The sequence below is a fragment of the Streptomyces sp. NPDC043870 genome, assembly GCF_056435785.1.
Genome location: NZ_JBWKDT010000080.1, coordinates 1 through 13,034 on the forward strand (window position 1 = coordinate 1; position 13,034 = coordinate 13,034).

General features: G+C 70.8%; 14 protein-coding genes. 6 read left to right on the plus strand and 8 right to left on the minus strand.

Features of this window, described 5'->3' with window-relative positions; all coding sequences use genetic code 11:
• Positions 1-187: 187 nt before the first annotated feature.
• Positions 188-1,456 (minus strand): L,D-transpeptidase, encoded by a 1,269-nt coding sequence (locus tag AC0699_RS38150; protein ID WP_478670630.1) that lies wholly within the window; start codon positions 1,454-1,456, stop codon positions 188-190.
• A 298-nt stretch (positions 1,457-1,754) separates the two neighbouring features.
• Positions 1,755-2,129, minus strand: coding sequence for a hypothetical protein (locus AC0699_RS38155; RefSeq protein WP_478670634.1), 375 nt, complete (start codon positions 2,127-2,129; stop codon positions 1,755-1,757).
• A gap of 119 nt (positions 2,130-2,248) precedes the next feature.
• On the opposite strand from AC0699_RS38155, the gene AC0699_RS38160 reads away from it, so the two are divergent.
• Entirely contained in the window at positions 2,249-2,551 is a 303-nt protein-coding gene (locus AC0699_RS38160; RefSeq protein ID WP_478670637.1) for a hypothetical protein, read from the plus strand.
• A 71-nt stretch (positions 2,552-2,622) separates the two neighbouring features.
• Here the strand turns inward: AC0699_RS38160 and hutH are convergent, their stop codons facing one another.
• The 5 genes from hutH to AC0699_RS38185 form a co-directional block, all read right to left on the minus strand.
• The gene (gene hutH / locus AC0699_RS38165) at positions 2,623-4,164 is read right to left on the minus strand and encodes a histidine ammonia-lyase (protein ID WP_469769229.1); all 1,542 of its coding nucleotides are present in this window, start codon (positions 4,162-4,164) and stop codon (positions 2,623-2,625) included.
• A gap of 176 nt (positions 4,165-4,340) precedes the next feature.
• A complete protein-coding gene (locus AC0699_RS38170) occupies positions 4,341-5,474 on the minus strand; it encodes a GGDEF domain-containing protein (protein ID WP_478670643.1) in 1,134 nt (377 codons plus the stop codon).
• Between the two features lie 52 nt (positions 5,475-5,526).
• Positions 5,527-6,321, minus strand: coding sequence for an enoyl-CoA hydratase/isomerase family protein (locus tag AC0699_RS38175; protein WP_478670647.1), 795 nt, complete (start codon positions 6,319-6,321; stop codon positions 5,527-5,529).
• A gap of 53 nt (positions 6,322-6,374) precedes the next feature.
• Positions 6,375-7,550 carry an adenylate/guanylate cyclase domain-containing protein gene (locus AC0699_RS38180; protein ID WP_478670652.1) on the minus strand — a complete coding sequence of 392 codons (1,176 nt, stop codon included), beginning with the start codon at positions 7,548-7,550 and terminating at the stop codon, positions 6,375-6,377.
• A 140-nt stretch (positions 7,551-7,690) separates the two neighbouring features.
• Positions 7,691-8,542, minus strand: coding sequence for a biotin--[acetyl-CoA-carboxylase] ligase (locus AC0699_RS38185; RefSeq protein ID WP_478670658.1), 852 nt, complete (start codon positions 8,540-8,542; stop codon positions 7,691-7,693).
• A 306-nt stretch (positions 8,543-8,848) separates the two neighbouring features.
• Between AC0699_RS38185 and AC0699_RS38190 the strand changes: the two genes are divergently transcribed.
• The 4 genes from AC0699_RS38190 to AC0699_RS38205 all read left to right on the plus strand — a co-directional run bounded on the left by AC0699_RS38190 (position 8,849) and on the right by AC0699_RS38205 (position 11,947).
• Positions 8,849-10,432, plus strand: a complete 1,584-nt coding sequence (locus tag AC0699_RS38190) for an acyl-CoA carboxylase subunit beta (RefSeq protein WP_478670663.1) — start codon at positions 8,849-8,851, stop codon at positions 10,430-10,432.
• 24 nt (positions 10,433-10,456) lie between these two features.
• Positions 10,457-10,663 carry an acyl-CoA carboxylase epsilon subunit gene (locus AC0699_RS38195; RefSeq protein WP_453667880.1) on the plus strand — a complete coding sequence of 69 codons (207 nt, stop codon included), beginning with the start codon at positions 10,457-10,459 and terminating at the stop codon, positions 10,661-10,663.
• A 278-nt stretch (positions 10,664-10,941) separates the two neighbouring features.
• Complete coding sequence (gene mmpB / locus AC0699_RS38200; RefSeq protein WP_469769215.1) at positions 10,942-11,070, plus strand: morphogenic membrane protein MmpB; 129 nt, start codon at positions 10,942-10,944, stop codon at positions 11,068-11,070.
• Positions 11,071-11,332: 262 nt separating this feature from the next.
• Complete coding sequence (locus AC0699_RS38205; RefSeq protein WP_478670674.1) at positions 11,333-11,947, plus strand: nucleoside triphosphate pyrophosphatase; 615 nt, start codon at positions 11,333-11,335, stop codon at positions 11,945-11,947.
• A gap of 70 nt (positions 11,948-12,017) precedes the next feature.
• Here the strand turns inward: AC0699_RS38205 and AC0699_RS38210 are convergent, their stop codons facing one another.
• Positions 12,018-12,491 carry a hypothetical protein gene (locus tag AC0699_RS38210; protein WP_478670678.1) on the minus strand — a complete coding sequence of 158 codons (474 nt, stop codon included), beginning with the start codon at positions 12,489-12,491 and terminating at the stop codon, positions 12,018-12,020.
• A 436-nt stretch (positions 12,492-12,927) separates the two neighbouring features.
• Here AC0699_RS38210 and AC0699_RS38215 point away from each other — a divergent pair.
• The coding region (locus AC0699_RS38215; RefSeq protein ID WP_324787317.1) for a biotin carboxylase N-terminal domain-containing protein at positions 12,928-13,034 on the plus strand (107 nt) is incomplete at its 3' end.

A 13,034-nucleotide genomic window follows, 5' to 3' on the forward strand; every position in this document is an offset into this window, starting at 1 on the left:
CTTCGCTCTTCCCCCTCCCCCCCCCCGCCCCCCCGCCCCTCCCCCCCCCCCCCCCACCCCCCCCCCACCCCCCCCCACCCCCCCCCCCCCCCCCCCCCCCCCCCCCCCCCCCCCCCCCCCCCCCCCCCCCCCCCCCCCCCCCCCCCCCCCCCCCGCCGTCATGGTGCTGTGGACGAGGTCGCGAGGGTCAGACCGCCGAGCCGGCCTTCCAGTCGGCCCAGCTCAGGTTCCAGCCGTTGAGGCCGTTGTCCGGCTTGATCGTCGTGTCCTGGGAGTTCTTGACGACCACGACGTCGCCGACGATCGAGTTGTCGTAGAACCAGGCGGCGGGCTGGTTCGGGTCGCCCGCGCCCTTGACGTCGTTCAGGCCGACACAGCCGTGGCTGGTGTTGACGCTGCCGAAGACGCCGTCGGAGCCCCAGTAGTTGCCGTGGATGAACGTGCCCGACGAGGAGAGCCGCATGGCATGCGGGACGTCCTTGATGTCGTACTCGCCCTTGCCGTCGTCGTCGGTGAAGCCGACCGTCGCACCGTTCATCCGGGTCTCCTTGAACTTCTCGGAGATCACCATCTGACCGTTGTAGGTCGGGTTCTCCGGCGAACCGGCGGAGATCGGGATGGTCTTGATCGTCTTGCCGTCCTCGGTGACCGTCATGGTCTTGGCGGCGGCGTCGACGGTGGAGACCCGGTTGCGGCCGATCTTGAAGGTGACCGTCTTCTGCTGGACGCCGAAGACGCCCTCGGCGCCCTCGACTCCGTCGAGCTTCAGCTTCAGCGTGACGGTGGAGCCCGCCTGCCAGTACTGGTCGGGTCGGAAGTCGAGCCGCTGCGAGTTGAACCAGTGGCCGACGACCTCCTGGCCGCTGCTGCTGGAGACGGTGATGCCGGACTGGACGGCCTTGCGGTCGGTGATCGCCTTGTTGAAGTTGATCGAGACCGGCATGCCGACGCCGACGGTGGAGCCGTCCTCGGGCGTGAAGTTCCCGATGAAGCTGTTGGCCTGGGAGACGGTGGTGAAGGAGGAGTTCTCGTGGGCCTCGCGACCCTGGGAGTCCTTGGCGGTGGCGGCGATCTTGTAGACGGTCGCGCGCTCCAGCTGCTCGTCCGGCTGCCAGCTCGTGCCGTCGGCGGCGAGCGTGCCCTTGACGCTCTTGCCCTCGGCGGTGGTCATGGTGACCTCGGTGAGCTTGCCCTTGCTGACGGTGACCCTTGCGTCCTTGTTGATGCTCGCGTTGGTCGCGCCGTTCTTGGGTGTGATGACTATTCGGGCGTCCGAGGCGTCCTTCGCGGCCGCCTCGTCGACCTGCGCCTGCGACTTCTTCGAGCCCTCGTCGCCGCTGTTCTTGCCGTCGTCGCTCCCACTGCAGGCCGAAAGCACCAGCACGCCGCCGAGCAGTGCGGACGCGGCCACGAGGCCTCTGCGCCGCTTGCTGTCCGTCATCACACGCTTCTCCATCGTCGCCGACTCCCTGCCATCTCTTTTCACAACACCCATTCCGCCCCGCGCGGTTTCGCTTCGGGCTCCGATGTGGCGCACACCACTGACCGACGCGCCTCCGGAGGTTCCGGTTCCGGCCGTTTCGGCTGTTCCGGCCGTTCCGGCTGTTTCCGGCTATGGGCTCCCCCTTCGGACACGGATGCCAACGGGCCCCGGTTCGCCTGCCGGCGCCCCGGGGCCCCGGCAGGCTCCGGATCATCCGTCCTCGGGTGGTTCCGGTGGCCCCGGAGGTCCGGGGCCACCGGGGTTCAGGTTGTTACAGCCGCCCGGCGCGGTCGCTTTCGCTTTCGTCTTCGTCGTCCTCGCCGTCGTCCATCTCCCCATCTTCCTCGTCGAGAATCCACTCTTCGGCATCGGGGTCGTAGTCGATTTGCTCACAGCTCCATGACGCCTGGGCGAGATCCACGCCGGGGACCTCGCCGACCAGGTCGAAGGGGTCGACGAGATACGCGAGGGCCTCGGCGGCGTCCTCGCGTACGGCGGATCCGGCGTGCAGGCGTTCCTCGTCCGGCATGAGGCCGTCCGCTTCGATGCGGTCGAGGGCGGCGCCGGTCAGGGCCTCCGGTTCCGCGACCTCCAGCACCAATTCGACGTGTAGCCGCACATAGCGTGATGTCTCAGAAGTGGTCATACGACGGAGACTAGGCCTCAGCGGCACCCGACTTTCCTGCGACCCGCTGCTTTCACTAGCATCGCGGCAGCATCACCGCACACGGCCAATTCGCCGATGTCACAAGGGGGATCGATCCCGTGTCCGTCGCTCGCCGTCCACTGCTGACCGCTACCGCGGCCGGCACCCTTCTCTGCGCGCTGTGGTTCGTCCCCTCGGCGAACGCGACAGCTGACGGTGCGGCCACGCAGCCCGCCCAGGAGCTGTCCGGAGCTTCCGCTTCCGGCTCGGCGCAGGCCACGCGGAACGGCTCCGAGGAGCTGGCCCTGGCCGACACGGGCAGCGTGCGGACCGGGCCGTACCTGATCGGCGGGATGGCGTTCCTGGGGATCGGAGCCGGGTTTGTGAGCTTCGCGGTGCGCAGGACCGGCCACATGGCCTGAAGCACGGCAGAAGGGCCTCCCCCGTGCGGGGAGGCCCTTCTGCGCCTCCTAGGGCGTCTACGGTGCACGGCCTAGGCCAGCGGGCCGGTCACCGGCTCCACGGCGGCGACGAGCTTGCCGTCCCGTACGAACTCCTCGGCGGCGGCCAGGTCCGGCGCGAGGAAGCGGTCGGGGCCCGGGCCCTCGACGCCCGCCGCGCGCAGCGCCCCGATGGCGGCCTGCGAGGCGGGAGCCGGGGTCACATGGCGCCGCAGCTCGATCGCGCGGGTCGCCGCGTACAGCTCCACGGCGATGATCCGGGTGAGGTTCCCGATCGCAGTGCGCAGCTTGCGGGCGGCCGACCAGCCCATGGAGACATGGTCCTCCTGCATCGCGGAGGACGGGATGGAGTCGACAGAGGCCGGGACGGCCAGTCGCTTCATCTCGCTGACCAGGGCGGCCTGCGTGTACTGGGCGATCATCAGGCCCGAGTCGACGCCGGCGTCGTCGGCGAGGAAGGCCGGCAGGCCGTGCGAGCGGTTCTTGTCGAGGAGCCGGTCGGTGCGGCGCTCGGCGATGGAGCCGAGGTCGGCGGCGGCGATCGCCAGGAAGTCGAGGACGTACGCGACGGGGGCGCCGTGGAAGTTCCCGTTGGACTCGACACGGCCGTCGGGGAGGACGACGGGGTTGTCGACGGCGGAGGCGAGCTCACGCTCGGCGACGAGCAGGGCGTGCGCGAGGGTGTCGCGGCCGGCGCCCGCGACCTGCGGGGCGCAGCGCACCGAGTACGCGTCCTGGACGCGGGGCGCCTCCTCCTCCTGGAAGTGCCCGGTCAGCCCGGAACCGGCGAGCACGCGCAGCATGTTGTCGGCGGAGGCGGCCTGGCCGGGGTGGGGCCTGATGGCATGCAGCTCGGGGGCGAGGACCTTGTCCGTGCCGAGCAGGGCCTCCAGGGAGAGGGCGGCCGTGATGTCGGCGGAGGTGTAGAGCCGCTGGAGGTCGGCCAGGGCCATGATCAGCATGCCGAGCATGCCGTCGGTGCCGTTGAGGAGGGCGAGGCCTTCCTTCTCGTGCAGCTCGACGGGCTCGATGCCGTGGGCGGCGAGGAGTTCGCCGGCGGGGCGGACCGTGCCGTCGGGTCCTTCCGCGTCCCCCTCTCCCATCAGCGTCAGCGCGCAGTGGGACAGCGGCGCGAGGTCACCGGAGCAGCCGAGCGAGCCGTACTCGTGGACGACGGGCGTGATCCCGGCGTTGAGCACATCGGCCATGGTCTGCGCGACCTGCGGGCGCACTCCGGTGCGGCCGGAGGCCACGGTCTTCAGCCGCAGGAACATCAGCGCGCGAACGACCTCGCGCTCGACGCGCGGGCCCATGCCGGCGGCGTGCGACCGGACGATGTTGCGCTGCAGCTGGGTGCGGAGCTCGTGACCGATGTGCCGGGTCGCGAGCGCACCGAAACCGGTCGACACGCCGTACACCGGCTCGGGCTTCGCGGCCAGCGCGTCCACGATCTCCCGCGCGGCGGCGAGGGCGGCGACGGCGTCCTCGGAGAGCTCGATACGGGCGTTGCCGCGGGCGACGGCAATGACGTCCTCGACGGTGGTCCCGGACGTCCCCACCACGACAGTGTGCATATCCATATTCAGCACCCTACGGATTGAATCCCTTTCTGTCACCACCCCTTCGGGGAGGGACTCCTTACGCCTGCGTGCGGGCGTCGGAGCCCGTCCGGCGCTTGAGCACACGACCGGAGGCGTACGGGAGTCCGGGGACCTGCCGGGCCGGGGACCCGCCCCGGTTCCCTGCCGCGTCAATGACGCGCATCGCGGAAGCGGCGGCGGTCCTGGGGGGCGGAGGGCGGCGCGTCCGCGAGCGGGAGGACCGTGTCGTCGCGGCCCGCGACGACCGCGGTGCGGGAGCGGGCGGCCTTCGCCCGGTACTGGGCCGCGTCGGCCAGACGGAAGAGACGGCGGGCCGAGCGGACCGGGCCGATGGGGTCGCCGGTGGAGGCGACGCCGCAGGCCACACCCTCCCCCAGCTTCAACTCGGCCGCACGCTCGCACAGTTCGTCGGCGACCTTCACCACGTCGTCCGCCGGGGGCCCCACCGTCAGCAGACAGAACTCGTCACCGCCCAGCCGTGCCGCCAGCGCGCCCGGCAGCATCGCCCCGCAGAGCGACAGCACCGAGCCGAAGCGCTCCAGCAACCGGTCGCCCGTCGCATGGCCGAGGGTGTCGTTGACCCGTTTGAGACCGTTCAGGTCGCAGACCACCAGCGAGACCACCGAACCGTCCGTACGGTGCTGTTCGACAGCCTCGTCGAGCCGCACGTCCACGGCCCGCCGGTTCGCCAGCCCGGTGAGCGGGTCCGTGAAGGCGAGCCTGCGGACCTCCTCCAGCCGCTCCTGCTGCGCGATCCCGGCCGCCACCACCGACGCCAGCACCGTCGCGAAGTCCGCGTCGTCCCGGTCGAACACGGGCCGGCCCGCCGCCCGGGCCACGTACAGCTCTCCCCACGCCCGCCCGTGCAGCACGATCGGTGCGACGACACAGCAGCCCCGACCGCGCTGCCGCAGCGCGTCGACGCGATGATGGCTGTAGCCGTGGTCGTCCGCCGCCGGACCCTCCGCCGTCTCGACCCACGCGCGCGGTGCACCGCCCCCCGCCCACTGCTCATGGAGAAACTCCGTGATCTCCGGGAAACGGTGCACCGGATAGGTCTCGCCGTCCGGGAACTCCTCCTCGTCCGCGGCCCTGTCCCCCGCGTTGACGAGCACCTTCAGCCGGCCACGGTCCCGCTCCCAGACCGACAGCGCGGCAAAACTCCCCGTCAGCGCATCACACGCGCCCACGGCGGCCGCCCGCCACGACTCCCGCGGAGTGTGCGCGGCGGCCATCGACTGTGCGAGCGCCACCACGGCCCGCAGCCGAACATCCTCACCCATTACCCCAGCTTAGGGACATTCAGGAAGGTTTCACTCGACGGGTGGGAAGGATTCACTCGCCGGGCCATTCCGGCTTGCGCTTCTCGTTGAAGGCCGCGACGCCCTCGGCCCGGTCCCCGGAGAACGCGACCGACCGCCACGCCGCGTCCTCGACCTCCAGACCGGCCCGCAGGTCGAGACCCTGCCCGAGCCGCAGCGCCCGCTTGGCGGCCCGCAGCCCGACCGGCGAGTTCGCCGCGATCCGCGCCCCGAGTTCCAGCGCGGCCGTACGGGCGTCCTCGGCCAGCTCGTCCACCAGGCCCAACTCCCGCGCCTCGGACGCCTCCACGCGACGGGCCGTGAACACCAGCTCCGCCGCGCGCGCCGCGCCCACCCGGCGGGGCAGCAGCTGCGTACCGCCGCCGCCCGGGATCACCCCCACGGACACCTCGGGCAGCCCCACGACCGTCGTCGCATCGGCCACGATCACATCGCAGGCGAGCGCCAGCTCGAACCCGCCGCCCAGCGCGAAGCCGTGCACCGCCGCGACCGTCGGCATCGGCAGTTCCAGCACTCCGGTGTACGCCGCCCGGGCGGTCGGCCGCTGCCGTACCAACTCGGCATCACTGAAGGAGTTCCGCTCCTTCAGGTCGGCGCCCACACAGAACGCCCGCTCGTTCGAGGATGTCAGCACGGTCACCCGTACCGCGGGATCCGCCGCGAGCGCCTCGCACGCCGCGCCGATCGACCGGGCCATGTCCGTCGACACCGCGTTCATCGCCTTCGGCCGGTCGAGCACCAGCTCGGCGACGCGCCCGTCTTCAAGGCGGCGTACGACGACGAATTCCCCGAACCGCTGCTCGGACATGTGGATAGCCTCCTGGTTAACGATGGTTCACCGGGAGGATCCTAGGACAGGCCCTAGGTGGGGCGCCTCGTCAACAGCCAGGGCTCCACCACACCCAGTCCACGCACCGGCCGCTGCCACATCGGCTGCAGCGCGAAACGGTACGACGGCGGCGTCCGGCCCTCCTTCTCGGCCGCGACCGCCTCTTCCGCCGCCTGCGCCTCCGACACCGGCGCGTCGCCCGTACGCGACAGCTCCTCCGCGAACGCCCCGTCCACCAGGACCGCGTCCTTCGGCGCTATCGAGGTGAGCCGGCTCGCCAGGTTCACCGTCGTACCGAACACGTCGCCCATCCGGGTCGTGACCGTGCCGAACGCGATCCCGACCCGCAGTGCCGGCATGGACTCGTCATGCGTCAGCGTCTCGATGAGCCGCATCGCGATCTCCGCGGCCGTGCCCGCGTCGTCCGCCGCGTACAGCACTTCGTCGCCGAGGGTCTTGATCAGCCGGCCGCCGTGCGCGGCGACCAGGTCGGCGCAGGTCGTCTCGAACGACTCGACCAGCTCGCCGAGCTCCTCCTCCTCCAGCCGGCGGGTCAGCCGGGTGAAGCCGACGAGGTCCGCGAAGCCGACCGCGAGCCGCCGGTCGACCATTTCCTCGTCGTCCGCGGCCTGCACGACCCGGCCGGTCGCGGCGGCCAGCTGGCGCCGCCACACATAGACCAGGAACTCCTCCAGCTCCGGCAGCAGCAGCTCGACCAGGGGATATGTGACCTCGGTGCGGGTCATGCCCGGCTCCGGCGGCTCGGTCAGGCCCTCCAGGAAGGAGTCGATCTGCCATTCCGCGAGGCGCGCCGTGGTCTGCCCGGTCGACCGGGCAACCTGCACCGCCATCGGCTCGCTCAGCAGTCCCGCCTCGACCAGACCGGCGAGCCGCCGCAGGGCCAGGACGTCGGCCTCGGTGAGGGCCTTGGCCTGGCCGATGTCGGCGAAGCCCATGGCCCGCCAGAAGCGGGACGCCAGGTCCATGGAGACACCGGCGGTCCTGGCCGCCTGAAACGGTGTGTAGCGGCGGTCTGCGCCGAGGATCAGCTGCTCCAGACGGATGGCGAGCGGGTCCTTGGTCGGTTCGGCCGTGTGGTCGACCTCGTGGTGCGGCGTCGGGTGGACGTCCGACGGCTGCTTCCGGCCGGAACCGGAGGAACCCTTGCCGGAGGAGCCCGCGCCGGAAGTCGTGTCGTCGACGGTCACCGGCCGCCTCCTGCCCGTTCCCTGCGCACTGCCCTGCCGATCTGTCATGCCGTGCCGGTCCGTGGGATCCACGGACCCCCGGCGCGGCCTCAACGATACGGCAGGTGTGCCCTGGCTCACGTCCCGGTTGCCCGGCCGGTTCAGCCGCCCGGGCGCAGGTGGACGATGTCGCCGGCCCCGATGGGGTGATCCTCGCCGTCCGGAGTGGTCACCACGAGCCGCCCGTCGCCGTCGATCGCGACCGCCTCGCCGGTGAGCGAACGGTCGCCCGGCAGCTCGGCCCGGACCGTGCGGCCGAGCGTCGAGCAGCCCGCCGCGTACGTCTCCTGGAGCCTGGACAGGTGCGGATCGCCGCCCGCGTCGCGCCACTGTCCGTACCAGTGCTCCAGCGAGCGCAGCAGGGCCCGCAACAGTGGGTCACGGTCGGTGGACACGGAGTCGGCGAGGGCGAGGGAGCCGGCCTCGGGGACCGGGAGTTCGTTCTCGCGCAGAGTGACGTTGATGCCGATGCCGATGACGACACCGTCGTCACCGGTGCGCTCGGCGAGGATGCCGCCGGTCTTGCGCTCCTCGCCGTGGACCTTCACCAGCAGGTCGTTCGGCCACTTGAGGGCGAAGTCGGTGCCCGCGGCCTTGGCCAGGCCGGTCGCGGCGGCGACCCCGGTGAGCAGCGGCAGCCAGGCCCAGCGCTCGACCGGCACGTCCGGCCTGAGCAGTACGGAGAGGAAGAGCCCGGAGCGCGCGGGCGCCGTCCAGGTGCGATCGAGGCGGCCGCGGCCCGCGGTCTGCTCCTCGGCGACGAGCACGGCGCCCTCGGGGAGCTCACCGGCGCGGGCCGCGAGATCGGAATTGGTGGAGCCGGTCGCCGCGACGACGTCGAGCGAGGTCCACAGACCGCCCGGGCGCAGCAGGGCGCGGCGTAGCGCGGCAGCGTTCAGCGGGGGCCGGTCGAGGTCGGACCAGCGGCCTTGGGAGGCGTCGTCAGGCGTCATGCCGCACAGCTTGGCCGTTCCCGTGCCGGTGAGGCGAACCGGCCTCGGGGGCGGCGCGGCGCATCCCGGGCGGCGGGCGTGGTGGTGGGCGCGGTGGTGGGCGTGGGAACGGGCGCGGGAACCGGCACGGTGGAGGAGGCGTGGAGGAGCGCGATGATGGGCACGGGGCGGGCAGAAACCCGTACTGGATCTCGTTCGCAAGCGCAGTGCGGTGTGGTAAACGCCGCACTGCCGAACCGTATCCGCGCCGATACGCTACGAGTCAGTAGCCAAGAACCCCGTGACCAGGCAGGGAGCCGCATCCCGATGTCCGAGATCGACATTCGTACGACCGCGGGAAAGATCGCTGATCTCCAGCGCCGCATCGACGAGGCAACACACGCGGGCTCCGAGCGTGCGGTCGAGAAGCAGCACGCCAAGGGCAAACTGACGGCCCGTGAGCGGATCGAGCTCCTCCTCGACGAGGGCTCGTTCGTCGAGCTGGACGAGTTCGCCCGGCATCGCTCGACCAACTTCGGCCTGGAGAAGAACCGCCCGTACGGAGACGGGGTCGTCACCGGCTACGGCACCGTGGACGGGCGCCCGGTGGCCGTGTTCTCGCAGGACTTCACGGTCTTCGGCGGGGCGCTGGGCGAGGTGTTCGGCCAGAAGATCGTCAAGGTGATGGACTTCGCACTGAAGACCGGCTGCCCGATGATCGGCATCAACGACTCCGGCGGCGCCCGGATCCAGGAGGGCGTCATGGCCCTCGGCATGTACGGCGAGATCTTCCGCCGCAACACGCACGCCTCCGGTGTGATCCCGCAGATCTCGCTGATCGTCGGCCCGTGCGCGGGCGGTGCTGTCTACTCCCCCGCGATCACCGACTTCACGGTGATGGTCGACCAGACCTCGCACATGTTCATCACGGGCCCCGACGTCATCAAGACGGTCACCGGTGAGGACGTCGGCTTCGAGGAGCTGGGCGGAGCCCGTACGCACAACACCACCTCCGGTGTCGCGCATCACATGGCGGGCGACGAGAAGGACGCGATCGAGTACATCAAGTCCCTGCTGTCGTACCTGCCGTCGAACAACCTGTCCGAGCCGCCGGCCTTCCCCGAGGAGGCCGCCCTCGACCTCACGGACGAGGACGGCGAGCTGGACACACTGATCCCGGACAGCGCCAACCAGCCGTACGACATCCACACGGTCATCGAGCACGTGCTGGACGACGGTGAGTTCCTGGAGACGCAGGCGCTGTTCGCGCCGAACATCGTCACGGGCTTCGGGCGTGTCGAGGGCTACCCGGTCGGCATCGTCGCCAACCAGCCGATGCAGTTCGCCGGCTGTCTCGACATCAACGCGAGCGAGAAGGCCGCACGGTTCGTGCGCACCTGCGACGCCTTCAACATCCCGGTGCTGACCTTCGTGGACGTCCCCGGCTTCCTGCCGGGCGTGGACCAGGAGTACGGCGGCATCATCCGGCGCGGCGCCAAGCTGATCTACGCGTACGCGGAGGCGACGGTTCCGCTGATCACGGTGATCACGCGGAAGGCGTTCGGCGGCGCGTACGACGTCATGGGCTCCAAGCATCTCGGCGCCGACCTGAACCTCGCCTGGCCGACCGCGCAGATCGCGGTGATGGGCGCGCAGGGCGCGGTGAACATCCTGCACCGCCGTACGATCGCGGCGGCCGGTGACCCGGAGGCCCAGGAGACGCTCCGTACCGAGCTGATCGCGGACTACGAGGACACCCTGCTCAACCCGTACATCGCGGCCGAGCGCGGCTACATCGACGCGGTGATCATGCCGTCCGACACCCGCGCGCAGATCGTGAAGGGCCTGCGTCAGCTGCGGACGAAGCGGGAAAACCTTCCTCCGAAGAAGCACGGCAACATTCCCCTGTAGCCCCCTGGACCTCGAGGAGTCGAGATGATCAAGGTCGTACGGGGCAATCCGACCCCGGAGGAGCTGGCCGCCGCACTGGCGGTGGTCCAGGCGCGCGCCGCGGCGACGGCCTCGGCCGTGTCCGGCGCGCCGCAGCCGCCCGAGGGCTGGTCGGATCCCGCGCGCATCGGGCGGGAGCGGGCACTGCGGCCGGGGCCGCGGGCCTGGTCGCGCACGTTCTGGCCCAGCTAGGGAGTGTCTTCGGCGTAGCGCCGTCCGCCCAAAGGGCAGGCGGGGCTTCGAAGACGCGGCCCAGGGCCTGTACCGGTGGGACGCGAGAGGAGGCCGGACCCCTTGAACGGGGTCCGGCCCTTCGGCGTACCCACAGGTCAGAGCAGCGGAGCGACCGCCGCGGCCCACGCGGGAGCGTTCACCGCGACTTCACCGGGGCGTGATTAGTCCGTTGGCACCGGGGCGCCTGAGTACGGATACTCAGGCGCCCCGGACACCACAGCATCAGGATCGAAGGCATGCTGTGGTCCGACCCCGAGAACGAGCCTCCCCAGGAGATGCGCGACATGCAGGTGATGATGCGGCGCGCGGGGATCCTGCTGGCGATCGCGATGATCGTCGCCATGTTCGTCGTGGGTCTGCACTGAGCGGCGGGTCTGCACCGAGCGGCGGGTCAGCGCCGAATCGTGGTCCGCACTGGATTGTGGTCCGCACTGGATCGTGGGTCCGCACTGGATCGTGGGTCCGCACTGGATCGTGGGTCCGCACTGGATCGTGGGTCCGCACTGGATCGTGGGTCCGCAGCGGTGGGTTGCATTGAGCTGTGGGTCGCACTGAGCAATGGGTCCGCATCAGCGGCCGGCCCGCATCGACCCGACCCCGGGACCGCAGCGCACCCCGCCCCCTACCATGGCCCGCATGACCGATCAGCGCCGCCGCCTCGTCCTCGCCTCCGCCTCGCCCGCCCGCCTGAACCTGCTCCGCCAGGCCGGACTCGCCCCCGAGGTGATCGTCAGCGGTGTCGACGAGGACGCGCTGACCGCCCCGACCCCGGGTGAGCTCGCCCTGGTCCTCGCCGAGGCGAAGGCCGCCGCGGTGGCCGCCCTCCCCGGGACCGCCGGCGCACTCGTCATCGGCTGCGACTCCGTCCTCGAACTCGACAACGAGGCCCTCGGCAAGCCGGCCGACGCGGAAGAGGCCACCGCCCGCTGGAAGTCCATGCGCGGGCGCGCGGGCATCCTGCAGACCGGTCACTGCGTGATCGACACCGCCTCCGGCCGCCGCGTCTCGGCCACGGCCTCCACCACGGTCCGCTTCGGCGACCCGACGGACGCCGAGATCGCCGCGTACGTCGCGAGCGGCGAACCGCTGCACGTGGCGGGCGCGTTCACGCTGGACGGCCGCTCGGCACCGTTCGTCGATGCGATCGAGGGCGACCACGGCAATGTGATCGGGCTGTCGCTGCCGCTGCTGCGGCGGCTGCTGGGCGAGCTGGAGATCCGGATCACGGACCTCTGGGTCTGAGGCACCGGGCCTCGACGTCCGTCAACTCCCGTCGGCCACAGAACGGTCGACGGGACTCACGGGGTGGCACTCACGCAGTGGCGGGACCGTCGGGGACCGGGGACCCCGCGTCGGCGGGCGCCGACTCCTTCGCGTCCGCCGCGTCCGGCTGGGCGTACAGCACGATCGAGAGCACGACCAGCCCCAGCACCACCATCAGGAACGCGAAGGCGTGCCAGCCGACCAGGCCCACGGTCAGGGCGCCGAGGACACCGTGCAGCACCGCGCAGGCGATCAGCAGGATGCGGCCGAAGCGGCCGGGCGCACGGTCACGCAGGCCGGTGACCAGCAGCACCACACCGCAGACGGCCAGGTAGAAGCCGAGGACGCCGCCCATCACCCAGGTACTCATGGCCATGACGTCCGGATCCATGCCGTCCAGGGACATGTTCTGGCCGTCGACGAAGGTGGCGAGGATGCCGTTGATCGCCACGATGCCGACTGCTTCAAGAAAGAGCACGATCGCGGCCACCACAGCCACCGGTCTCCGCGCCACGACGCCCACCCCTCAGGTTCCCAGCCTCTGTTACCAGCAGTACGAACGACACCTCGAACGCTACTAATGGGTAAACCACCGGACAAGGGTCTGCGCACAGGCAAAGAATCATTCGGCCATTCGTAGGGACTCCACAAAGAATCAGGATCGGCCGAGGGGCGGCAGAACAGAGACCTTGACCACATCGGAGAGCTACTCTGCGGTGAAGAAACTCGGCGTACCGTGGTGCGACAAGGGGTTTCGCGTCGCCAGCACGCCTCGAATCACGCTCCGTGTGGGCAAGCTCACCATTGGGGACGGGTCGAAAGGCCGTGTCGGCAGTCCCTAAACTCAGCGTGTTTCAGGGAAGTCTTCGGCGCGGTGACCCGCCGAGCACCCCGGCCCGGGAGACCGGCCGGGAGACCGGGGGTGGCCCCCGGGATAACACAGCAAGGAGGGAGCCATCGTGCGCAAGGTGCTCATCGCCAACCGAGGCGAGATCGCTGTCCGCGTTGCCCGTGCATGCCGGGACGCCGGGATCGCGAGCGTAGCCGTCTACGCCGATCCGGACCG

Excerpts from the sequence above, each read along its gene's own strand:
- AC0699_RS38150 (WP_478670630.1), bottom strand. The coding sequence starts at position 1,456 with ATGGAGAAGCGTGTGATGACGGACAGCAAGCGGCGCAGAGGCCTCGTG.
- AC0699_RS38155 (WP_478670634.1), bottom strand. The coding sequence starts at position 2,129 with ATGACCACTTCTGAGACATCACGCTATGTGCGGCTACACGTCGAATTG.
- hutH (WP_469769229.1), bottom strand. The coding sequence starts at position 4,164 with ATGCACACTGTCGTGGTGGGGACGTCCGGGACCACCGTCGAGGACGTC.
- AC0699_RS38170 (WP_478670643.1), bottom strand. The coding sequence starts at position 5,474 with ATGGGTGAGGATGTTCGGCTGCGGGCCGTGGTGGCGCTCGCACAGTCG.
- AC0699_RS38175 (WP_478670647.1), bottom strand. The coding sequence starts at position 6,321 with ATGTCCGAGCAGCGGTTCGGGGAATTCGTCGTCGTACGCCGCCTTGAA.
- AC0699_RS38185 (WP_478670658.1), bottom strand. The coding sequence starts at position 8,542 with ATGACGCCTGACGACGCCTCCCAAGGCCGCTGGTCCGACCTCGACCGG.
- AC0699_RS38190 (WP_478670663.1), top strand. The coding sequence starts at position 8,849 with ATGTCCGAGATCGACATTCGTACGACCGCGGGAAAGATCGCTGATCTC.
- AC0699_RS38195 (WP_453667880.1), top strand. The coding sequence starts at position 10,457 with ATGATCAAGGTCGTACGGGGCAATCCGACCCCGGAGGAGCTGGCCGCC.
- mmpB (WP_469769215.1), top strand. The coding sequence starts at position 10,942 with ATGCTGTGGTCCGACCCCGAGAACGAGCCTCCCCAGGAGATGCGCGAC.
- AC0699_RS38205 (WP_478670674.1), top strand. The coding sequence starts at position 11,333 with ATGGCCCGCATGACCGATCAGCGCCGCCGCCTCGTCCTCGCCTCCGCC.